This is a genomic window from Gemmatimonadales bacterium (assembly GCA_035502185.1).
GTDB lineage: Bacteria > Gemmatimonadota > Gemmatimonadetes > Gemmatimonadales > JACORV01 > Fen-1245.
The window spans coordinates 15015-37999 of the sequence record DATJUT010000068.1 but is presented as its reverse complement, the minus strand read 5'-3'; the positions used below and the strand labels follow the sequence as shown (position 1 = coordinate 37999).

The window sequence follows — 22985 nt, the reverse complement described above, 5'->3', positions numbered from 1 at the left end:
GGCACCGTCCTGAGGGAGCAGTCGTTCATGTCGGGATGGCGGAAAGTGGGGTGCGCCGGCCGATTGTCAAGTCGGCGCCGCGTCCCGGCGTCCGCCGTGCCGACTCGACGGAGCTAGGGCGGCAACGCGGCCGGCCCGTCCGCCGTGCCGACTCGACGCAGCTAGCGCGGCGACGCGGCCGGCCCGCCCGCCGGCGGCTCGCTGGCCAGGCGCCGCTCCACCTCCCGGTTCATCGCCTCGAGGCCCTGCCTGGCCATCAGCTGGCCGACCGACTCCAGCAGCCGATGCCCGAGGGCGGCGGCCGGCCCACCCACCTGGAAGTCGGCACGGTAGCGCAGCACCACCCCCGCCCCGTCGGGCGAGAGCTGCACGGCCACGCTGCCCTGGAGCGACGCGAGCCGGCCTCCGCCGGCGACGTGCATCGTGTAGCGCTCCGGCGCCGCCACGTCGGTCAGGGTCACCACCACGTCGAACTCCGCGACCAGCGGCCCGAGGCCCAGCCGCATCTTGCCCTCGTACCGCTCCGGAGCGACGCGCCGCATGTCCCGCGTGCCCGGCGTCGTCTTGGCGATGACGTCGGGGTCCTGCAGCGCCTCCCATACCGCCTCGCGCGAGGCGCGAAACGCGTGCGTGCCTTCGAGGATCACGCCGTCTTCCTGCACCCCGGACCCCGAACCCGGAGCCCCGCGGGTGCGGGGAGGCGGGACCGGATCACGGCAGCACCGGCAGCACGAGGTGCGAGGCGAGGTCCGCGGAGCGGTACACCCGCTGGGTCGTGGCCCGGAAGTCGGCGTCCTTCGCGCGGTAGATGTCCTCGAACCGGCCCGGATTCCGGTCGATCATCGGGAACCAGGTGCTCTGCACCTGCACCATCAACCGGTGGCCCGGCCGGAAGGTGTGGTACACGTCGTTCATCGTGAACCGCACCGCGGTCGGCGCGCCGGGCCGGAACGGCTCCGGCCTGGCCGTGCTGTTGCGGAACTTCCCGCGCATCACGTCGCCCCGGACCAGCATCTGGTAGCCGCCGAGCTTGGCCGCGGCGCTCGGCCGCCCGAACGCGAACATCTCGTCGTGCCCGTAGTCGTCGGGGAACACGTCGATCAGCTTCACCACGAAGTCCTGGTCGGTCCCGGTCGTGGAGACCGTCAGGTCCACGCCGATCGGGCCCGCCACGGTGAGCGCGGTGTCGAGGGGCGGCGTCTGCCAGACGAGGACGTCGGGCCGGCGCGCGGCGAAGCGCTGGTCCCCGACCATGAAGCCCGGGTCGTACCACTGGGTGATCTCGTCCGTGTACGGCACGGGCTTCGCGGGATCGCTCACGTACTGGTCGAACAGTGCGCGGCCGCGGGCCCGCGGCGGCTGGAACGACGCCGCGCCCTGCGCGTGCAGGTACAGGTTCCGCGCCTCGGTCGCGGGCGGCCACGCGTCCACGAAGCGCCACGCGTTGCGGCCGGTCTCGAACACCGCGGCCTCGTACTTCCGCGGCGCCGGCTGCGAATCGAGCAGGTAGTAGTTGAAGAACGGAATCTCGATGCTGTCCGAGTAGAACCGCGACGTGGCCGAGCCCCAGGCCATGTCGCCCAGCGAGTCGCCCGGCACGACGTTCCACTGCCCGTGGTGCCAGGGTCCCATCACCAGCCGGTTCTCGGCGCCGGGGCTCTGCCGCTCGGCCGCCGCGTAGGCGTGCAGCGCGCCCCACAGGTTCTCCGTGTCGAACCAGCCGCCCACCCACAGCATGGCGGGCTTGAGATTGCGGAGGTGCGGCCGGCCGCTCCGCGCCGCCCAGAAGGCGTCCCACGTCGGATGCGCCACGATCGAATCCCAGAACGCGACGCTGTCGTGGTACAGGCGCGCGTTGAGGTGGCTGAGCGCGCCGAGCCGCATCGCCCATTCGTAGCCGTCGGGGGTGCCGGGACCGGCCACCTCGGGACCCCGGCTGGTCGGCTGCGGGCGCGGCCGCCCGAAGTAGTTGAAGAAGAAGGAGTGCTGCTCCAGCAGTGCGCCGTTGTGGAAGAAGTCGTCGCCGCCCATCCACTCGGTCACCGGCGCCTGCGGCGAGACCACCTTCACCGCCGGATGCGCGTCGATGGCCGCCATCTCGGCGTAGAAGCCCGGGTACGACGTGCCGCGCACGCCCACGCGCCCGTTGTTGCCCGCGACGTTCTTGACCAGCCAGTCCACGGTGTCCCAGGTGTCCGTGGTCTCGTCCACGTCGTGGCTGGTCCGGTGCTCCACCACCGGCCGCACGTCCATGAACTCCCCCTCGCTCATCCACTGCCCGCGCACGTCCTGGTTGACCAGGATCATCCCCTCGTGCGCGTAGGCGTTGGGGATGTAGCTCAGCAGGCGCGGGAACCGGTCGGCGCCGTAGGGGCCGGAGCTGTAGGGCGTGCGGGTCATCACGAACGGATGGGTGCGCGTGGTGTCCTTCGGCACGTAGATGGCCGTGAACAGCCGCACCCCGTCCCGCATCGGGATCATCACCTCGCGCTTGGTGTAGGTGGCGCGGAACCAGCCGGTGTCGGGAGCGGGCGGGGCCGCCTGCGCGGCCAGGGGCGCGGGCGCGAGCCCGAGGGCGAGCAGGAGCGGCAGGACGAGACGCGGCATGGGGCCTCCGAGGGTTCGGCTCAATGTACGGCGCGGGGCCGCCTACGGAAGGCGGCCCCGATGAAGCCGAGAGTCAGGGGTTGGGGGTTGGACCCCAACCCCCAATCCCCAGCTTCTCACGGATTCAGCCAGTACGACCACTTCACCAAAAAGGTGTTCAGCGGGCGGACCCGGAACAGGTCGCGCAGGTCGCCGCTGTACCCGTTGGTGCCCTCCGCCCCCGCGTAGCCCTGGCGTCCCTCGTTCCACACCAGGAACAGCGTGGAGCCGGGCCGGTACTCCCAGCGGAATACGACGTTCGACTGGAACGCCTTGTAGTTGAACCCCGGGTCGGCCGTGGCCAGCGCCGGCCCCGTGAACGGCTGGTAGCGATCGTCGTAGCGCGCCGCCTGCGGCGTGCCCGACAGTTGGCGCACGTTGCTCCAGGTGCCCTTGGAGATGAACGGCTGCGCGTAGACCTGCAGCGACGTCGTCGCGGTGAACGTGTAGTTGAGGCGCAGCGTCACCGTGCTGGTGGTCTGCGCGAGGTGCGCGAAGGTGTACCGGTTCACCCCGCCCGAGTCGGGATAGAGCCCGAACCACTGGATGTCGTTGTGGCTGCGGCTGAAGTGCGTCGCGATCGAGCCGTTGAGGCGCGACGCCACCTTGAAGTCCACCTCGGGGCCGAAATCGAGGCTGTGCGAGTGGCCCGCATCGCCCGCCGCGTAGTTGATGGACAGCATCGGCACCACGGGCCGCCGGTCGTCGCCCGTGACGTACACCCAGGGCGCCACGTAGGGGCTGACGCGAAACGCCGGACCGCCGCGCGCACTGCGGTCGTCGTATGTCCCGCCGATCTGCCCGACGGTGCCGCCGGCGTTGACCCCCCAGTGGTTGCGGAGCGTGACGTGCGCGTTGCTGTTGAACGCGCGCTCCTGCGGCAGCCCCGCCGTGGTCCAGTACTGCCACCAGTTGAAGTTCCACTGGAACGACTGGTACAGCGGTCGCAGCTTGCGGTCGTAGAAACCCACCCAGGTGCTCCACGACTGCTGGTCGGCGCGCTGCAGGTAGCCCAGGTCGTTGATCTCGAAGCCCGCCGAGCGGCGCTGGTAGCTGGTCTCGAAGTTGACGTGCGCGCCCGCCACCTTGCCGAGCTTCAGCTCCTCGGCGTCGCCGCCGAGGACGGTGCTCAGGGTCGCGACCGCGCGGCCGCCCGTGGTGTCGAGCGGGAGCCCCGAGCCGGGACGCTGGTAGTAGTGGACCGCATCGGTCTCGATGCCGGCGATGGCCGAGGCGCTCCCCGCCACCCGGCTGGCGTCGAGCGATCCCGACACCTCGTAGGTGTTGCTGGCGAACCGGTGCCGGAAGTCCACGGCGCCGACGTACGCATCGCGCCCCAGGTACGGCGCGCTGAACCCGTCGAGCGCGCGGTTCACGGCGGTCAGCATCAGGCCCACGCCGCTGCCGCCGTCGCGGGAGTCGCGACGGAGCCGCAGCGCCGCGTAGTTCGTCGCCGGCTCGGTCGTCGCGAGCAGGGTGTCGAACTGCCGGGTCGCGCGGTCGGTGACCGCGTCCATGAAGCCGATCGCCACGCCGCCCGGCAGCCGGCCGGTGAGCTTCGCCGCGCCGAGGATCGTGGTCGGCTGCTGCAGACCGTCCGCCCCGTACAGCCCGCCCAGCTGCGGCGTGCGGCCGATGCGCCGGCTGTAGTACAGGCCCTCGCTGTTGCAGTTGACGTCGTTGCAGTTCACGTCGAACCGGAACAGGCCGCGGCCCGCCACGAAGAACGGCCGCCGCTCGTCGTAGAAGGTCTCGTACGCGGTGAGGTTCAGCACCGACGGGTCGGCTTCGACCTGCCCGAAGTCCGGGTTCACGGTCGCGTCGAGCGTCAGGTTCGACGCCACCCGGTACTTGAGGTCGGCGCCCACCGAGGCGTGCGAGGCGCGCGTCCAGCCCGCGTCGGGACCGTCGGACGCGTTCTTCGCGACCACGTACGGCGCCGCCTCGAGCCGCCGCGGGGCCGCCAGGTCGTCGAGGCCCGTCAGCTCGCCGAACTGCACCACCATGCCGGCCTTCGCCTGGCTGATCTGCGGCCACGCGGTGCGCTCGCTGTAGCGGTAGATGTCGCGGATCACCAGCAGCCCGAAGGTGTGGCTCCGCTGCGACCCGTAGCGCAGCTGCGACAGCGGGATCCGGAACTCGGCCGTCCAGCCCAGCGAGTCGATCCGCGTCGCCACGTCCCACACCGCGTCCCACGCGCCGTCCTCGCGGTCGTCGTAGATGGCCTGGTCCATCTTCACCCCGGAGGGCGTGACGAAGAACTCGAAGCCGTTGCGGCGGTCGTGGTAGGAGTCCACCAGGATGCCGACGTGGTCGCAGGGCGGCCAGGCGTCGCGCCGGTCCAGCAGCCGCACGATGCTGTCGGGATGCGGATCGTAGGCGCGCACGAACACGTACAGGTTCGCGGCGTCGTAGGCCACCTTCGCCACGGTGGGGAACCGCGAGTCCTTCCCCTCCGTCGGCTGCCATTCCTTGAACTGCGTGATCGCCGGCGCGAGTTGCCACACCGCGTCGTCGTCCTTCCCGTCGATCACGGGCGGCCGCGCGGCCGCCACCGCCACCGCCGTCGTGGCCGTTGCCGCCACCGCCGCCGGCGGCAGCGAGTCGCCGCCGGCAGCCTGCGGCGGCACGATCGCGCCTTGCGGGATGAGGAGCAGCGTCAGGAAGCCGACCATCGTGTACTCGACCGTTGAGGTGCGAGCGAACCGCGTGCCCCGACTGAGACACCCTACGACGCGCGACGGCCGGCAAGTTTCACGCCTGGAGTGGCTTGATGGATCGTCGACGAAGACGGTCTGAATTGCGGCGAGCGATCGCGACGGAGTGGCGGTGGGGTGCAGGGTGGAGAGTGTGGAGTCCGCGACGGGCTACACTCTCACACCCTGCACCCTGCGCTTACCAGTTCAGCCAGTACGACATCTTCACCAGGAAGGTGTTCATCGGGTGCAGCCGGAACAGGTCGCGCACGTCGCCCTGGTAGCTGTTGCTGCCCTCGAGCGGCGTCGAGCCCTGCCGTCCTTCGTTCCACACCACGAACAGCGTCGAGCCCGGCCGGTACTCCCAGCGGAACACCACGTTGGACTGGAATTCCTTGAAGTTGAACCCGCCCGGATTGCCGGTGACCGACGTGTCGCCGTAGGCCGCGTAGCGGTCGGCGTAGCTCGCCGCGCGCGGCGTGGCGCTGAGCTGGCGCACGTTCGTGTACGTGCCCTTGGCGATGAACGGCTGCGCGTACACCTGGAGCGAGATGCTGGGCGTGAAGGTGTAGTTGAGGCGCAGCGTCACGCCCGTGGTGGTCTCGCGCAGGTGGGCGAAGGTGTAGTGCGTCACCGCCAGCGAGTCGGTGAAGTTGCCGTACCACTGATTGTCGTAGACGTTGCGGCTCCAGTTCAGCGACAGCGCGCTGCTGAACCGGCCCGCGGTCTTGAAGTCGACCTCGGGTTGGAGGCTCAGCGATTCGTTGCGGCCGGCGTCGCCCTTCCAGTAGTTGACCCAGAAGTACGGCACGATCGACTTCCGGTCGTCGCCCGTGATGCCGCCCCACGGCCCGAAGTAGGGATCCTGCCGGATGGCCGGCCCGCCGCGCGCGCTGCGGTCGTCGTACGTCGTGCCCAGCTGTCCCCACGTGCCGCCGAGGTTGACCGTCATGTTGTTCTTGAGCGTGATGTGGACGTTCGTGTTGGCCGCGGCCTCGAGCGGCAGGCCCTTCGTGGTCCAGTACTGCCACCAGTTGAAGTTCCACTGGAGACGGTTGTACCAGCTGCGCTGGTGCCGGTCGAAGTACCCGGCCCAGGTGGCCCAGCTCTGCTGGTCGGCGCGCTGCAGGTAGCCGAGGTCGTTGGGCTCGAAGCCGGCCGAGCGGCGCATGTAGGCCGACTCGAACATCACGTGCTGGCCGCCCACCTTGCTGAAGTGCAGCTCCTCGGCGTCGCCGGCGAGGCTGGTGCGCGTGGTGTCGAGCGGGAGGCCCGCGTCGGGGCGCTGGTAGTAGTGCACCGCGTCGGTCTGGATGGCCGCGATGGCCGCCGGCGTCCCCTCGACCCGGCTCGCATCCACCGAGCCCGAGATCTCGTACGTGTTCTTGAACAGCCGGTTGCGGAAGTCCACCGCGCCCACGTAGGCGCTCCGGTCCATGTACGGCGAGGTGAACCGGTCGAGGCCCCGGTTCACGGCGGTCACCATGCCGCCGATGCTGGCCCCGCCGTTCCGGAGGTCCTGCCGCAGCCTCACCACCGCGAAGTTCGCGGCCGGCTCGGTGGTCGTGTCGCCCGCCAGGCTGGACCGCTCGGTCGCCGCGTCCAGCACGCCGAGCGTGAGGCCGCCCGGCAGCCGGCCGGTGAGCTTGGCCGCGCCCAGGATGGTGGTGGGCTGGAGCGGCGTCGTGTCCCCGTAGGTGCCGGCCAGCTCGGGCGTGCGCCCGATCCGGCGGCTGTAGAACAGCTCCTCGTTGCTGCAGTTGACCGAGCTGCAGTTGACGTTGAACTGGAACAGCCCGCGCCCCGCCACGAAGAACGGCCGCAGCTCGTTGAAGAACGACTCGTACGCGGTGAGGTTCAGCACCGCCGGATCGGCCTCGACCTGCCCGAAATCCGGGTTGATCGTCGCGTCGAGCGTCAGGTTGCTGGCCACCCGGTACTTGAGGTCGCCGCCGACGGTGCCGTGCGACGCGCGGTCGTACGTGTTGTTGGTGATCACCGACGCGTTCTTCGTCACCAGGTACGGCGCCATCTCCAGCCGGCGCGGCGCCTGCAGGTCGTCCAGCCCCGTCAGCGCGCCGAATTGGGACACCATGTCCGGCTTGGCCTGGCTGAACGGCGGCCAGCTCAGTCGCTCGTTGTAGCGGTAGATGTCGCGGTCGATGGTGAAGCCGAACGTGTGTTCGCGCGACGTGCCGAACCGCAGCTGCGAGAGCGGGATCCGGTACTCCGCCGTCCAGCCCAGCGAGTCGATCCGGGTCGCCACGTCCCACACCCCGTCCCACGCGCCGTCCTCGTTGTTCCCGTCGGAGATGGCCTGGTCGATCTTCACCCCCGCCGCGTTCACGCCGAACTCGTAGCCGGTGCGCCGGTCGTGGTAGGAATCGATGAACAGCCACACCATGTCGCTGGGCGTGAAGGTGTCGCGCCGCTCCAGGATGCGGATGATGCTGTCGGGGTGCGGGTCGAAGCAGCGCACGAACACGTACAGGTTGGCCGCGTCGTAGGCCACCTTCGCCTCGGTGCGGAAGCGCGGCGTCTTCCCCTCCGTGGGCTGCCAGTCGGTGAAGGCCGAGATGACCGGCGCCGTCGCCCACACCGGGTCGTCGTCCCGGCCGTCGATCACCGGCGCCCGCGCGGCGCGCACCGCCATCGCCGAGGTCGCGGTCACGACCGCCGCCGGCGGCGCCGCCGGGGGATCCACCCGGCCCGTCGTCTTCTCCGGTCCCTGCAGGCTCAGCCCGAGAGTCAACAGCGCGGCGACGCCGAGCATCGTGGTGTCCTCGTATGCTGAAATTTTAGCAGTATGCTGAATATTCAGCAACGCGGCCGGACTGTCAAGCGGCTGGCGCGCGCGCCCCGGCGACTACACACGTAGGACACCGTACGGAGCGGAATGGTTGGACGGTTTCAACACGGCGGCGGCGGCGCGCGGGGGACGGCGGAGGGGGTGGCGCCGCGGGAGACGGCGGCGGCGGCGGCGCGCGGGAGACGGCGGCGGCGGCGGCGCGCGGGAGACGGCGGAGGGGGCGGCGCCGCGGGGGACGGCGGACCCGGGATGGACGGCCCCGCGGCGGGGCCGTCCCTTCAGCGGGACAGTGACCGCTCCTGGTGACGGGCGCGGTGCTTCGCGGCGTACAGCATCCGGTCGGCGGCGGCCACCAGCGCCTCGGCGCTGGTGCCGTCCTTGGGATACGCGGCGATGCCGGTGCTCACGCTCACCGGGGGCTGCCGCGTGTCGGCCGCGAGCAGCTCGGCGACGCGGGCGGCGACCAGCTGGCCGGCCGCCTCGTCCGACTCGGGGAGCACCAGGGCGAATTCGTCGCCGCCGTAGCGCGCCGCGGTGTCGATCGAGCGGCAGGCCGTCCGCAGCACCTCGGCGATGCGGCACAGCGCCCGGCTGCCGACCAGGTGGCCGTAGCGGTCGTTGATCATCTTCAGGTGGTCCATGTCGAGGAACAGGACCGTGAACTGCCGCTCGGTGCGCAGCGACCGCTGGACCTCGCCCTCGAGCACGTCCACCAGGTGGCCGTAGTTCGACAGCCCGGTCAGCGGATCGCTCACCGCCAGGACCCGCAGCTGGTCCTCGACCTGGCGCCGCTCCAGCACCACCGCGGCCAGCATCAGCGCGGTGACCGAGGAGACGCAGGTGAACACCTGCAGGTAGACCAGCGAGTGGTTCCAGGGGAACGGGGCGAACGGCCCGTAGCCCCGCAGCGTGCCGATGACGGCGACCACGTACACGATGGCCACGCTGACCGCCGCACCCCGCCGGTCGAAGCGGAACGCCGCCCAGATGAACACCGGCATCGGGAGGAACGAGAGCGGGTAGTCCACCTCGTAGGTCGGGAACAGGCGCCCGAACACGACCAGCGCGACCAGCACCGAGAACGCGCCCAGCATCCCGGCCTCGATCACGCGGCGCGTGTCCCAGCGGATGCCGTAGTCGCGGGCCCACAGCAGGATCAGCGGCGCCACCACGAAGTCGCCGCTCGCGTCGCCCAGCCACCAGGTGAGCCAGGTGGCGTAGTAGCTCGACCACCGCGCGGCCCCCGCCAGGGTGAGGCTCGTGGCGGTGAAGGTGGCGCCGATCAGCGTGCTGCCGAGGGCGACGAGGAAGGTGTAGCGCAGCACGTCGCGCGAGCGGTCGAACGCCTGGCGGCCGTTGGCGAACCGCTGCAGCAGGTACGCGCCGATCAGCCCTTCCCAGGTGTTGCCGGTGGCGATGAACAGCGAGGGGATGAACCCGCCCCCGTGGGTGAGGCTCACGAGGAACGCGCCGACGTAGATGGCCGGCCAGACCCGGTTGCCCAGGAGCAGGAAGGCCGCGAGCGCGAGGCCCGCGGGAGGCCACACCGTGGTGGCGCCGGGATGGCCGAACGCCAGCAGCAGCCCCAGCCGGCCCGCCACGAAGTAGAGGGCCGTCAGCGCCACGTAGGTCGCCGCTTCGCGGGTCCGCCGACTCAGAACGATCATGGCCTCCCCGACACGCAAGATTGACGGGGGGTTCGGGCGGCGCAAGCCGAGGGCCGCGGGCCGGCGGAGGAGTTCTCCCTAGTTCGGCGCGACCCCCAGCTGGGTCAAGCGACGGTGCGCCAACGGGTTCCGGGGGTCCGCCTGGAGCGCCTGGCGGTAGCTCGCGATGGCGTCGGCCGTGTCGCCCTTGGCCAGGAACGCCTCGCCCAGCCGGGTCGGAATCTGCGGCGAGCTGGGGAAGTACTGCGCGTTGAGCCGCAGCACGGCCACGGCGTCGTCGAACCGGCGGTCGGCCACGAGGCCTTCCGCCACCGCGCTCAGGCTGGCTTCACCGAAGTCGTACGCGGCGCGGCCGTAGTACCGCTCCCGCAGCGCGCGATAGGCCCGGATGGCCGAGTCCACGCCCGCCGCGCGCGCGGCCTGGATCAGGACGGTCCCCAGATCGAAGGGCCGGCTGACCCCGCGGTGGCAGGTCACGCACGTCACCACCACGTGCGGCTCGGGCCGCTCGGGCACGTCCGCGAGGTGCTCGTCGTTGACGTGGCGCACCATGTCGAGCATCACCCGCGCGGCGCGCTTGGTGCGCAGGCTGTCGGAGCGGAAGTTGAACGAGTCGAGCGGCATGCCTTCGCGACCCACGTGGCAGAACTGGCACCGCACGCCGAGCGCGAAGGTGAAGAAGCGCATGCTGTCGATCAGGTCCCGCACCGCGATGGTCCTGGGGAAGTACTTGAGGTTCACCAGCGAGTCGGGGGGAAACCGTCCCTGGGCGCGCGCGGCGGGCGGCGCGACGGCGGCCAGCAGAACGACGACGAGCGGCGCGGCGGCGAGCTGCGCGACGGCGAGGCGCATCGGTGCGATCTCGTGGTTGGGGACGCGGAAAGCTGGCGGGGCCCGGGGCCGGGGTCCAGGGGGCGGGGCCGGGGCGCTGGGGCCGGGCGCGCTTGCGGGTCCGGGCCGAACGTGGTCTAATGGCCGGATGGACATCACGCGGCGAAGCTTCGTGCGGGGCGGTGCCGCGGCGCTCGGTGCGGCCGCCCTCCCCCTGCCCTCCTTCCTTCCATATGGTGGCGGCCCCCTCGGGCGGCCCGGCGCCCTCACCCGCCTCCTCCCGACCGCCGACGACCGGCGGATGGCGTGGTGGCGCGAGGCCCGGTTCGGGATGTTCCTCCACTGGGGGCTGTATTCGATCCTGGCCGGCGAGTGGATGGGCCGCACCGACTACGCGGAGTGGATCCGCAACTCCGCGCACATCCCGCTGGCCACCTACGACCGGCTGGTCGGCCGCTTCAACCCGGTGAAGTTCGACGCCGACGCGTGGGTCGGGATGGCGAAGGACGCGGGCATGAAGTACGTGACCATCACGAGCAAGCACCACGACGGCTTCTGCCTGTTCGACAACCGGCTCACCGACTTCTGCATCCGCTCGACGCCCTACCGGCACGACATCATGGCGCTGATGGCCGACGCCAGCCGCCGCGCCGGCCTGCACCAGTGCTGGTACCACTCCATCATGGACTGGCACCATCCGGACTGGCTGCCGCGGCGCGACTGGGAGGCCGCGACGCGGCCGGTGGACGGGGCGCGGTTCTCGCGCTACGTCCGCTACCTGCACGGCTCGGTCGAGCAGCTCCTGAAGAACTACGGCGAGATCGGCGTGATGTGGTTCGACGGGCAGTGGGAGCAGACCTGGACGCACGAGATGGGCAAGGCGCTCTACGACGAGTGCCGCCGGCTCGAGCCGGGCGTGATCGTCAACAACCGCGTGGAGGGGTGGTCGCAGGCGCCGATCGCGCAGGAGCTGGGCGACTTCCGCACGCCGGAGCAGGAGATTCCGGCCACCGGCCTGCCGGGCGTGGACTGGGAGTCGTGCATCACGATGAACGACCACTGGGGCTACTGCGCGGCCGACCACAACTTCAAGTCGGTGCCCGCGCTGATCGGCCTGCTGGTCGAGACGGCGTCGAAGGGCGGCAACCTGCTGCTCAACATCGGGCCGAGGGCCGACGGCACCTTCCCCGACGAGAGCGTCGAGCGCCTGGCGGCGATCGGCCGGTGGATGAAGGCGAACGGCGACGCGATCTACGGCACCACGGCCTCCCTGTTCGCCAGGGCGCCGTTCCGCTCGACCACCAGGGGCAACCGGATCTTCGTGTTCGTGACCGACTGGCCCGAGGTCCCGCCGTTTCCCCTGCCCGGGCTCAAGACGCCGATCCGCTCGGCGTACCTGCTCGCCGATCCCGCGAAGACGCCGATCCCGGTCCCGGGCGGCGGACCGGGCGCGCCGCAGAGCCTCGTCCTGCCGCGCAACGCGCCAGATCCGGTGTGCTCGGTGGTGGTGCTGGAGTTCGACGGGACGCCCGAGGTGGAGTAAGAGACGGGGTTTGGGGTTTGGGATTGGGGCGAAGGAAAGAGCCCCGCCGCGCGTCGCGACGGGGCTCCGGTCTTCCATGCTCACGGACCCGCGACTACATCCGGGCGGGCGTCCCCAGCTTGTTCGGATCCTGATAGATCATCAGGTGCGCGTACGGCGTGCCGGCGAACATGATGTACACGCCCGACGCGTTCTCCTTGGTCGGCAGTCCGCTCGTCGCGGCGTCGAAGTGCCACATCATCATCCAGTGCGGCGGCTCCTGAACCCGGTGCGACCCCGCCGCGTGCGGGCTCAGCTCGTGCTCCATCAGGATGTTGCCCTGGGCGTCCTCGAAGTGCGTGCCGCCCTGCGCCATGTACGAGATGCCCGGCGCGCTCATCGCCGGCGGAGCCGGCTGGCCGTGCATCATCGCCATGAAGAACGACATCGCGTTCTGGTCGGCGCACACCGCTCCCCGGAACGGGTCCGGCCGTGCGATGAAGCAGGTGAACCCGTTCGTGCCCGCCTGCACCTGGTGGAGAGTGCCGGTGGAATCCACCCAGCCGATCGTCGCGTCGCGGCTGACCGAGGCGGGCCCGCCCGCCATCGCGGCCTCGACCACCTGCTGGTGCGACATGCCGGCGGGATGCTCCATCTGGGCCCAGGCCGTCGTCGCGACAGCGAGTGCGACGACGGCGAGGGCCGGGGTGAGGACACGGTGCATTCGGCCTCCTGGTGAGTGACGGCCGCCACGGGCCGGGGACGGCACCGGCGGCCACGGAGCAACGGGATAAAGCTTGTCGGAGATTGCACCTACAGTGTCGTCGGGCGACCCGTCTGTCAAGCGGGGGGTTGGCCGTCCGTCCCGGCGTCGCCGGCGTCCGCCGCGGGGCCGCCCTCGTCGTCGGGCTCGAGCGGAATGTTGAGCCGGATCCGCCACCGCGACACGATGGGCCCGGAGAGCTCGCCCGCCGGATCGAACAGCGACACGCCGGCCGTCAGGAGGTCGCGGCACACCAGCAGCCACCCTTCATCCGCCCGGCCCGCCATCTCCGCCGCCAGGCCCAGGCGCTTGAATACGGTGCCCCGTCCGAGGCGGACCGCGTACTGGAGCAGGACCTGCGGATCCGCCTCGGCCCGCTCCAGGTAGGCCTCGACGATGTCGATCACGTGCGGCCCGCCGCCGCCCATCTCCGGCGCGTCGAGCACGTCGATGATGGTGCGGTGGATGTCCGCCATCTCGATGGGCACCGGCGCGGCCCGCACCCGCGTCGTGCCGAAGATCGTGTCGCGGCGCACCCGCCGGACCCGGTAGCTCACGCCGCCGATCTCCAGCATGCCTCGCCGCTGCGGCTTCGCGCTGAAGACCGTCACCGCCGGGCAGTGGTGCTCGGTGAGGCCCCAGTGCTCCGCCGCCGACCAGCCGGAGACGTAGCACGGCCCGAACAGCTGCATCGCCACCTCGAAGGGGTCCTCCAGCGGCGGCTCGGCGGCACTCGAGGAGAGCGGCACGACACCGTAGGCCCCCCGGCGCACGCGGCGGAGCCAGCCCTTCCGCGCCAGACGCGAGAGGAGCAGGTTCGCCGCCGACCGGCTCATCGGGTGGGCCGCCATCACGTGCGCAGCGCCGACGGTCGGCCGGCCAAGGGCGGCCAGAAGACCCAGGACCTCGCGCTCGGTCCTGCCGAGTCCGCCTCTGGGCGTCTCCGCGTCAGCCATCGCGCCTCGCCACACCACAGTATGACACTTTATGCGCTAGAAATATAGATGTATATAATTAGCGTCCATACCAGCTGAATGCGATGTAAGCTGACGCCACAATATATGATGTCGCTATGATGTTCCGACCGTGTTCACCATGCTACCACCGGCGTGGGAGCCCCCGGTGGCGCAGGGCGCGGCCGCGGCGAGCGGCCGTGGCCCCCCGTCGGCCGGCCTCACTCCTCCTTCGGCTCCCTGGGCGCGCCCGGACACCAGCCCACCCGCTTGTAGCCGCAGAACCGGCATTCCCAGGCGTGGGGGGTGAGCGACCGCTCGCCGGACTCGATGGCGGCGACGGCCGTGCCCAGCTCGGCGTCGAGGGCCGTGCGCGCCTCGGGCGTCAGGGCCTCCGACACCTGGGTGCCCGCGCGCGAGAACTGGATCGCGAACTCCGATACGCTGAGGCCCGAGATGGCCTCCGCCGCCGCCACGTAGACGTCGCGCTGGGGCGCGTAGTCCGCCGCGCGCTTCTTCGCGGCCTCGGCGTTGAGCTGGCTGGTCTTCACGTCCACCAGCACCAGGCCGTCCAGCCGCAGCGCGGCGAGGTCCATCGCGCCCTGTGTATAGGCGTCGGCCCCGAACCCGGCTCCGGCCCCGGCCACGGTCCTCTCGCCCTTGCCCGTCCCGCTGCCGAGCAGGTGGGTGAACGCCAGCTCCCGCCGCGCGGTGGGCAGGTCGGCGATGGCGCGGTACTGCGGATGTCCGGCGACCCGCTCGACCTCCTCCCGCAGGTGCCTGCGGTAGGCCGAGCCCCGGCGGCCCTCCGGCGGCGGCGCCTCGCGGTCCCAGCGGCCGATGGCCTCCTCGAGCACCTGCTCCAGCTCGTCGTCCTCGCGCAGCCGCTCGAGCACGTCGTGCACGATCTGGCCGCGCTTGACGGCGGAGATGAACTCGGCGCCGCCGCGCTCGACCTCGGGCTCGGGGACGCCGGCCACGTAGCGGAACCAGTGGCGGCGCGGACAGCGGGAGAACGCCATCAGCTCGGTGGCGGAGTGGCGCCGGCGGCCGGCGGCCACCGGGATGGCCGCGAGCGGCGCCGGCAGCGCGGCCGCGGCGGCGACGGGGGGCGGCGCGGCGGTCTCGACCAGCGCGGGGCCTTCCGGCAGGCCGACCACGGTGACCTCCGCCTGGTAGGCCACCCCGTCGCGGTCGGCGTAGTCCAGGCTTCCCGACGTGGCGGCCGGGCCCAGCCCGAGGCGCTGGATGAAGGCCTGGCCGGGCGACGCGCCCACGTCCGACCTGGCCTTGGCCCCGAGCGGCACGCCGCAGAGGATCAGCCGGTCCCGGGCCCGCGTGGCCGCGACGTACCAGACGCGCCGGTGCTCCGCGGCCAGCTCCTCCCGCTCGGCGGCGTGCGCCGCGTCGTAGGCGGCCTTGGCCGGGTCGTTCTCGTCCCGCGGCTTCAGGGCGAGCAGGTTGCGCGAGACCACCAGCTCGCCGCCCTCCCGCCCGAGCCCCGCCCGCACCAGGTCGCACCAGAACACCACCGGCCACTCCAGGCCCTTGGCGCTGTGGACCGACGTGACGGTGATCGCGTTCCGCGCCCCGCCCAGCAGCGGGGCGTCGCCCTCGTGCGTTTCCTCGCTGTCGCGCTGGGCGCGGACGGCGCGGATCGCCTCGCCGACGGTGGTCGCCCTCAGGCGGCGCAGCAGGCGCAGGAACTTCTTCACGTTGGCCTCGGCCCGCCGCTTCTCCTCGCCCAGCAGGCGCAGGTGCGCGAGGTAGCCGGACTCCACCAGCAGCTCCTCGAGCAGCGCGTCGGCGCTCACCCGGTCGCGCAGCCCGGCGAACCGGCCCAGCAGGGCGAGGCCCCGCTCGAGCAGCTCCGGCTCGCCGCCGGGCAGCTCGCGCGGCTCGCCCGCGCCGCCGCCGCCCGCCGGCGCCGCCAGGCCGCGCCAGTACGGCGTCCGGCCGGCGCGCGCGATGGCGAGCAAGGTCTCGTCCCTCACGGCGACGAACGGGCTCCGCAGGAAGCCCAGGAACGCCCGGTCGTCGTTGGGATCGGCGATCGCCTCGAGCGCGAGCAGCAGGTCCACCACCTCCCGCCGCTCGTGGAAGCCCTCGGAGCGGAGCGCGTAGGTCTCGAGGTCCACCGCGCGCAGCGCCTCGCGGTAGGTCTCCATCGCGCCCCACGAGGTGAGCAGGATGGCGATGTCGGCGGGCCGCGTGCCCGCGTCCACCAGCTCGCGCGCGCGCCGCGCCACCGCGGGGGCCTCGAGCGCGCGCACCGAGTCGTAGCGGCGCGCCCGGCCGGCGTCGTCCGGCGCCACGGCGATCACCTCGACGCGGGGCTCGACCGTCCGGTTCTCCGCCGTCGCGGTGATGCGCTCGTAGGGCACCTCGAAGTCGGCGAGCGCGAAGCCGCCCAGGGGCGAGTCGAGCACGGCCCCCACGGTGGCCTCCACCAGGCCGAGGATCGGCTGCGCGCTGCGGTAGTTCTCCTCCAGCGCCACCACCAGCGCCTGCCCCTTCTCCCGCCACTGCCGGAACTCGCGCTCCACCGACCGCCACACCGTCACGTCGGCGCGCCGGAACCGGAACACGCTCTGCTTGGGGTCGCCCACCAGCATCAGGCGCGTGCTCTCCGGCCTGCCGGCCGCGGGCTCGCCCAGGAGGTAGGCGATCTCCTTCTGCACCGGGTCCACGTCCTGGAACTCGTCCACGATCAGGCAGCGCACCCGGCGCTGCAGCGCGCGGCGCACCGGCGGCTGGTCCCGCAGCAGGTCGCGGGTCAGCGTGATCATCGCGTCGAAGTCGAGCGCGCCCAGGTCGTCGAGGCGGTGCCGCACGGCCGCGAGCGCGCGCTCGGCGAGGGCCACCAGCGTCCGCTCCCGCGGGCCCAGGTGGCCGGCCGCCAGGTGCGCCAGCCGGTCGGCGTCGGAGGCGAGCGCGGCCGTCCAGCCTTCCACGTCGCCCACCGACCGCTCGGCCAGCAGCTCGTTCAGCCCCTCGAGGTCCCCGGCCTCGAGCGAGGCCAGCAGTGTGTCCTTCGCCGCCTCCGCCACGAGCGCCGCGCCCTCGGCTTCGTCGAGGACCTTGGCGCCCGGGCTGCGGTCCATCCGCAGGGCGAACTCGCGCAGCACCCCGAGGCAGAAGGCGTGCACCGTGCCGATGCGGGAGGTATCCACCTGCGCGGCGAGGCCGGGGCTGCCCGCCTCGCGCAGCGCCACGCGGAGCTTCTTCTTGAGGTCCGCGGCGGCGGCCTCGGTGTAGGTGATCGCGGCCACGTCGCTCATCGCCAGGCGCGCCGCCTCGGGCAGCCGCCGGCCCTGCACCTCGATGCCGAGCAGGTAGAGCACGCGCCCCACGACGGTGCTGGTCTTGCCCGTGCCGGCGCCGGCCGAAACGAGCACGTGGCGGTCCACCGCCTCCACGGCCTCCCACTGCCGCGGGTTGAGCTTCACCGGTCCCACTTGGTGCGCGGGCCGCCGGGCACCCGGCAGATGTCCCACGCGTGGCAGAACGGCGGGCACCCGCACGACGGCGCGGGCCGGACGGGGAAGGCGCCGCCGCGCACCGCCGTGACGTGGCGCACCACGGCGTCGAGGGCGCCGCCCATCCGCGCCGCGCCCTCGGTGTCGAGCGCGAGCTTGTCGCCCTCCACCACCACCAGCTGCAGCGGCACCTTGTCCGCGCCGCCCCGCAGCGTGCGGTACTCGACGCGGGAGATCTTCGCGTCCGGCATCAGCGAGAGGAGCGCGGTCGCGTACAGCGGGAGCTGCAGCATCACGCCGTCGTCCCACGCGGCCGGATCCCCGGCGCCGGGCACGCCGTTCCTGCTGCTCTTGTAGTCCACCGCCGCGACGAAGCCCCGCGCGTCCACCCGCGGGTCCACGCCGACCTCGACGCGGTCGATCCGGCCGCGGAACCGGAACCGGATGCCGTCGCGCTCGAGCACGACCTCGTCGAACGGCAGCTCGTGCGCATCCACGGCGGTGCGCAGGATCCTGAGGCTCTTCTTGGCGCGCTTGCTGTCGAGCTGGCCGTTGTCCTTGATCTCCCAGGCCAGGTAGTCCTCGACGATGCGCAGCAGCTCCTGGCGCTTGGCCTCGGCCAGCGCGGGATGGCCGAGCCACACCTTCGCCTTCGCCGCCTCCAGCGCCTCCTCCAGCGAGGCGCGCATCAGCGGCACCGCCCACTCCTCCGTGCCCGGCAGCAGCAGCACCGGTTGCTTCAGCTTCCGCCTCGCCGCCTCGTAGAAGCGGCGCAGCGCGTCGTGGAGCACGTTGCCGCGCTCGATGGGGTCGATGTCCTCGTCCGGGTCCTCCAGCTTCTCGACGTGCAGCAGCCGGCCCGAGAAGTAGGCCCACGGGCACTTGGCGTACGACTCGAGCTGGGTCGGGCTCCACAGCCGGCCGTCGCCGAACTCCACGCCCAGCCACGCCACCAGCGCCGGGTCGGTGACCAGCCCGTTGTGGGGCGACTCCAGGCCCGCCGCGCGCGATGCCTCGACGGTGGCGGCATGGTGCGCGCGCGCGGCGACCTCCGGCGCGCGGTGGAGCGGCACGGCGCGGAGCACGCCGTCGAGCGCCTCGCCCTCGAGCGGCTCGCGCCGCGCCGCCGCGCCCAGCTCCTCCACGAACGCGGACTCGATCCGCTGCGCGCCGAACTCGTCCAGCGCGACGTAGCTCAGCGTGAGCGAGCGGCCGGCGGCCGCCACCAGCGCCCGGAACAGGCCGTGCTCGCGCTGGTCCCAGTCCGCGCGCAGGTCGAGCGGGAGGCCCGCCCTGCGCAGCGCCTCGCGCTCGGGCTCGGCGTAGAGGGGCGAGGAGGGCATCGGCTTCGGGAAGCGGCCGGCGTCCATCCCGACGACGAACACGTGGTCGAAGGAGCGGTAGGCGGCGGCGAGCCCCTCGAGCACGCGCACCCCGCGGTCCGACTCGGTCCACAGGGCGGCGTCGGCGTCGAGCATCGCCACCAGCCGCCGGTGGAACGCCGCGACGTCGAGTGCGGCTCCCGGCCCCGGCTCCCACCGCTCCGTGGCCTCGCGCCACTCGCGCACGATGCGCTCGAGCCCGCGCCAGCCGGCGAGGTCGAGCCGCGCGATGTCGTACCGCTCGCCGGGCACGTCGCGAGCCTTGTCCCGGATCTTCCAGGCGTCGGCGGCGAGGAACGCCTGCAGCCAGGCCAGCCACTCGGCGAGCGGGCGCGAGCCGTCGAGCGCGGCGACGTGCGCGGTGAACCGGGCGAACCGCGCGGAGGCCTCCGCCACCCGGCGCGAGGGCGGCACCCAGCGCGCGTGCTCGTCCGCGTCGCGGCGCGCCGGATCCTCCCGCGCCTTCGCCTCCTCTTCCAGCGCGGTCAGCGCGGCCGTCCAGCGCGCCAGCCCTTCGACGCGGCGGCGGTAGCCGATGAAGTTGACGATCCGGCCGTCGAGGAGGCCGCGCAGGTACGGCTGGTCGGCCAGCTCGATCAGCCGGTGCCGCGGCCAGCCCTCGGCCGCGGCGGCGAAGACGGCCAGCACCGCGCGCACCACCGGGATCTCGAGGTAGGCGTAGCGGCGGCGCGCGGTGACCGGGACGCCGCAGCGCGCCAGCGCGCGCAGCGCGATGTCCATGTGGGGCCGGGCGTCGCGCGAGACCACGGCCACGCGGTCGGGCGGCGTGCCGGCGTCGAGCAGCCGGCGCACGCGGAGCGCGACGGCCTCCAGCTCGCCGTCGATCTCGGGCGCGGGGATCAGCGAGAACGACGCGACCGGGGCGCGACCCTCGAGCCGGGTCGTGGTGCCCGCGAGCGCGGGCTCGAGCGCGACGGCGTCGGCGCTGTAGACGGCGACGCGGTCGAGGACGGGGCTCGCCGCCAGGGCCCTGAGGAGCGGCCGCCAGCCGCCCCGGAGGTCGGCGAGGCCGAAGATGCGGATCTCGCGTCGGCCGCCGAGCGTCCGGGCGAGCGCCTGCGGGTCGGCGGCGATGGCGCGGGCGCTGTCGGCCAGCGCGTCGCGTCCGTCGCGCAGGCCGGCCTTCGCCAGCTCCTCGAGGTAGAGCGCGTAGGCGGCGGCCAGCTCCCGGTCGCGCGCCTCCTCGAACGCGTCGCGGCCCGCGAGCGTGGCCAGGGCGGCGCGGAGCTGCTCCGGCGCCACGTCCTCGCCCACCAGCTCGCCGAACAGGCGCTCGACGTGGTCGAGGAAGTACTCGACCCGGCCGGGCCGCTCGAACACGGTGCCCGCGCTCCGGCGCAGCACGTCGGCCAGAAGCGCCGCGCGGGCGAAGTCGCCGCACGGCTGGCGGGCCGTCCGGCCGAGCCACTCGGGCAGCTCGCCGAACACGCACAGCGGCGGATCGAACCAGCCCTGCACGCCGCGCTCGCCCGCGAGTGCGATCAGGTCGTCGCGGATGCCGCCCTGGCGCAGGGCCAGCAGATACGGCGGCGTGGGGAACGGCCGCTCGAGCGTCCCGTGGAGCGGCGCGAGGAAGCCGCCGGCCGCGTGCTCGAGGAGCGCGCGGGGGTCGCGGCCGACGACGAGGTCTAGCTTCGGCACGATCTCACGCCGCGCGCGGGCGGGCGGAGCGCATCGGGGTCATCGCAGCAGCACCCGGAATCCGCCGTCGTCCGCGTCGCGGTCCCAATCCCTGACGTACCTGGCGCACTCGCCCTTGAGGAGGCCGGCCACCATGGGCCGGAGCCTGGGCCCCTCGGGCCCCGAGCCCCTGCCCTTGCCCGTGACGATGTGCACGCGGCTGCCCGGATCGGTGCGCACTCTCGCGGCGAGGAGCTGCACCACGCGGGCGCGGGCCGCCGCCACCGTGTCGCCGTGGAGGTCCAGCGTGGTCGCGGGGCCGTCGAGGAGTGCGTCGCGGCTGTCGAAGGTGGGCTGGCGGGTGCGGCGGGGCATCGGCTGCCCCCTCAGCGGCGCGTCTCGATGGCCGCCTTGAGGCGCTCGATGCGCTGGTCGTCCGCCTTCTCGACCATCCTGGCCATCATCCCTTCCATCAGCCGGCCGAGGCCCTTCCCCTCGCAGCTGCAGTCGAACGTCACCTTGGTGGCGCTCCCCTCGGGCCAGAAGGAGAAGGTGAAGCTCAGCTCCACGCCCATGATGCGGGTCTTCACGGCGTGGGTGCGCGGCCGGTCGTGGGTCGTGACTTCGACCTTGTTCGTCATGGTGCGCCCGCCCTGCCGGCGCTTCTGGACGAACCGCGTGCCCACCTCGATCGGCCCGCCGCCGGCGATCTCGCTGCTCACGACCTCCGGCGACCAGAGGGGGAGCTTGGCCTGGTCGGTGACGAAGTCGAACACCTGGTGCGGCTGGGCGCGGATCACGCCCTGGCGGCTGAAGCGGTGCACGAGAGCCTCGATGCGGAGCGACGGCCAACGATAGTCGGCGACGCGGCTGCGCGCCAACCCCCGATCGGCCCGCCGGCGGGACGGTCGCGCGCCGGCCGGGCGTCAGCCTGCCGAGCGCTCGGCCGCCGGCTGCGGGACGCGGCGCCGGCTCTCGACCAGGATCGCGCCGCTCGCCGCGGCGAGGGCCGCGAGGCCGGCCGCCACCAGCATCGCCAGCCTGAAGGCCGAGGTGAACGAGTCGTCCACCGCCTCCCGCAGCGCACGCGCCACGGGATCGGGGAGATCGTCCGGCATCCGCGCCGCGGCGATCCGGGTGCCCGCGTCGGCGACGAACGCCCGGGCCGACGGCGCCGTGCTCACCCGCGCCGCGCTCTCGGCGAGGTCGGCGCGGAACCGGCCGAACACCAGCACGCCGAGGACGGCGATCGCCAGCACGCCGCCGGTCCGCGCCACGGCGTTGTTCACGCCCGACGCCGTGCCCACGAGCGAGGCGTCCGCCGCGTTCATCACCGTGGTGGTGAGCGGCGCGACGGCGATCGCCATGCCGAGGCCGAGCACCGCGATGCCCGGGAAGCACGTGGTCCAGTAGCTGCCCGGATTCCCCGCCAGCGTGAGCAGTCCGAACCCCAGTCCGGCCACCAGCGGCCCCACGACCAGGAACGGCCGCGGCCCGTGCCGGTCGGCGAGTCCGCCCGACCAGCGCGACAGCGCGAACACCAGCAGGATGAACGGCAGCAGCGCGGCGCCGGCCGCCGTGGCCGTGTAGCCGCGCACCTGGATCAGGAGGAACGGCACGAAGAACAGCGCGCCCGAGAGCGCGGCGTAGAGCAGCAGCGTGAGCAGGTTGGCGCCGGTGAAGGTGCGCACCTTGAAGAGCCGCGGCGGCACCATCGGCTGGCGCTCCGCGCGCTCGGCGATGCCGAACGCGACCAGCGCGAGCGAGCCCACGACGAGCGGCACCCGCACGCGCGGGGCGGCGAAGCCCAGCTCGGGCGCCGCGATGAACCCGAACACCAGGCCGCCCAGCCCCACCGTCACCAGCGCCGTGCCGATCCAGTCGAGGCGGCGCGGGGCGTCGGGGTCGCGCGTCTCGCGCACCCAGCGGAACAGGATCGGCAGCACGACCACGCACAGCGGCAGGTTGAGGAAGAAGATCCCGCGCCAGCTGAACCGTTCGATGACCCAGCCGCCGATCACGGGTCCCACCGCGGCGAGAATCGCGGTGGCTGCGGACCACGTGCCGATCGCGCGCCCGCGCGAGCGCTCGTCGAACTCGGCGCTGATGATCGCCAGGCTCCCGGGCACGAGCAGCGCGGCCCCGACGCCCTGGAAGGCGCGCGCCACGATCAGCTCCGCCGGGCCACGCGACAGCCCGCACCACAGCGATCCCAGGCCGAACAACGCGACCCCGGCCGCGAACACGCGCCGCCGCCCCAGCCGGTCGCCCAGCGCGCCGCCCACGAGGATCAGCGCCGAGAGCACCAGCGCGTAGGACTCCACGACCCACTGGGCCTGGGACATGGTCGCGCCGAGGTGCGCCTGCAGCGCGGGCAGCGCGACGTTCACCACGGTCCCGTCGATGAACGTCATGCCCGAGGCGATGATGGTCGCGGCCAGCACCCACGGCGCCGCCTCCGGCGTGCAGCCGCCGCGGCACGGCCGGCCCTCGATCACGCCGCGATCGCACGGCGGCCGGAAGGTGGCCGTCATGGCTCGCTCCCGGCGGCCGGCGTGGCCGCTCGACGGACGGGCCCGACCCCTCGCCCGGTCGA

At 72.8% G+C, this 22985-nt stretch carries 14 protein-coding genes; 1 reads left to right on the top strand and 13 read right to left on the bottom strand.

Going from position 1 to position 22985, the window contains the following annotated elements; translation table 11 throughout:
* Positions 1 to 161 precede the first annotated feature (161 nt).
* The 6 genes from VMF70_09460 to VMF70_09435 all read right to left on the bottom strand — a co-directional run bounded on the left by VMF70_09460 (position 162) and on the right by VMF70_09435 (position 10670).
* Complete coding sequence (locus tag VMF70_09460) at positions 162 to 647, bottom strand: carbon monoxide dehydrogenase subunit G (GenBank protein ID HTT68245.1); 486 nt, start codon at positions 645 to 647, stop codon at positions 162 to 164.
* Between the two features lie 64 nt (positions 648 to 711).
* Positions 712 to 2607 (bottom strand): CocE/NonD family hydrolase, encoded by a 1896-nt coding sequence (locus VMF70_09455; GenBank protein ID HTT68244.1) that lies wholly within the window; start codon positions 2605 to 2607, stop codon positions 712 to 714.
* A gap of 116 nt (positions 2608 to 2723) precedes the next feature.
* Positions 2724 to 5321 carry a DUF5916 domain-containing protein gene (locus VMF70_09450; protein ID HTT68243.1) on the bottom strand — a complete coding sequence of 866 codons (2598 nt, stop codon included), beginning with the start codon at positions 5319 to 5321 and terminating at the stop codon, positions 2724 to 2726.
* 220 nt (positions 5322 to 5541) lie between these two features.
* Positions 5542 to 8115, bottom strand: a complete 2574-nt coding sequence (locus VMF70_09445) for a DUF5916 domain-containing protein (protein HTT68242.1) — start codon at positions 8113 to 8115, stop codon at positions 5542 to 5544.
* 314 nt (positions 8116 to 8429) lie between these two features.
* The gene (locus VMF70_09440; protein HTT68241.1) at positions 8430 to 9818 is read right to left on the bottom strand and encodes an MASE1 domain-containing protein; all 1389 of its coding nucleotides are present in this window, start codon (positions 9816 to 9818) and stop codon (positions 8430 to 8432) included.
* Positions 9819 to 9896: 78 nt separating this feature from the next.
* On the bottom strand, positions 9897 to 10670 hold the full coding sequence (locus VMF70_09435) for a c-type cytochrome (protein ID HTT68240.1): 774 nt from the start codon (positions 10668 to 10670) through the stop codon (positions 9897 to 9899).
* Between the two features lie 127 nt (positions 10671 to 10797).
* On the opposite strand from VMF70_09435, the gene VMF70_09430 reads away from it, so the two are divergent.
* The gene (locus VMF70_09430) at positions 10798 to 12192 is read left to right on the top strand and encodes an alpha-L-fucosidase (protein HTT68239.1); all 1395 of its coding nucleotides are present in this window, start codon (positions 10798 to 10800) and stop codon (positions 12190 to 12192) included.
* 94 nt (positions 12193 to 12286) lie between these two features.
* Here VMF70_09430 and VMF70_09425 read toward each other — a convergent pair whose 3' ends face one another.
* The 7 genes from VMF70_09425 to VMF70_09395 form a co-directional block, all read right to left on the bottom strand.
* The gene (locus VMF70_09425; GenBank protein ID HTT68238.1) at positions 12287 to 12895 is read right to left on the bottom strand and encodes a hypothetical protein; all 609 of its coding nucleotides are present in this window, start codon (positions 12893 to 12895) and stop codon (positions 12287 to 12289) included.
* Positions 12896 to 13011: 116 nt separating this feature from the next.
* Positions 13012 to 13890: a type IV toxin-antitoxin system AbiEi family antitoxin domain-containing protein gene (locus tag VMF70_09420; GenBank protein ID HTT68237.1), complete on the bottom strand. Its 879-nt coding sequence runs from the start codon at positions 13888 to 13890 to the stop codon at positions 13012 to 13014.
* Between the two features lie 218 nt (positions 13891 to 14108).
* A complete protein-coding gene (locus VMF70_09415; protein ID HTT68236.1) occupies positions 14109 to 17336 on the bottom strand; it encodes an ATP-dependent DNA helicase in 3228 nt (1075 codons plus the stop codon).
* On the bottom strand, positions 17333 to 20410 hold the full coding sequence (locus VMF70_09410; GenBank protein HTT68235.1) for a PD-(D/E)XK nuclease family protein: 3078 nt from the start codon (positions 20408 to 20410) through the stop codon (positions 17333 to 17335). The genes VMF70_09415 and VMF70_09410 overlap by 4 nt, the downstream gene beginning before the upstream one ends.
* A gap of 39 nt (positions 20411 to 20449) precedes the next feature.
* Positions 20450 to 20764, bottom strand: a complete 315-nt coding sequence (locus VMF70_09405; protein ID HTT68234.1) for a Smr/MutS family protein — start codon at positions 20762 to 20764, stop codon at positions 20450 to 20452.
* 11 nt (positions 20765 to 20775) lie between these two features.
* A complete protein-coding gene (locus tag VMF70_09400; protein ID HTT68233.1) occupies positions 20776 to 21270 on the bottom strand; it encodes an SRPBCC family protein in 495 nt (164 codons plus the stop codon).
* A gap of 45 nt (positions 21271 to 21315) precedes the next feature.
* Positions 21316 to 22923, bottom strand: coding sequence for an MFS transporter (locus VMF70_09395; protein HTT68232.1), 1608 nt, complete (start codon positions 22921 to 22923; stop codon positions 21316 to 21318).
* Positions 22924 to 22985 lie beyond the last annotated feature (62 nt).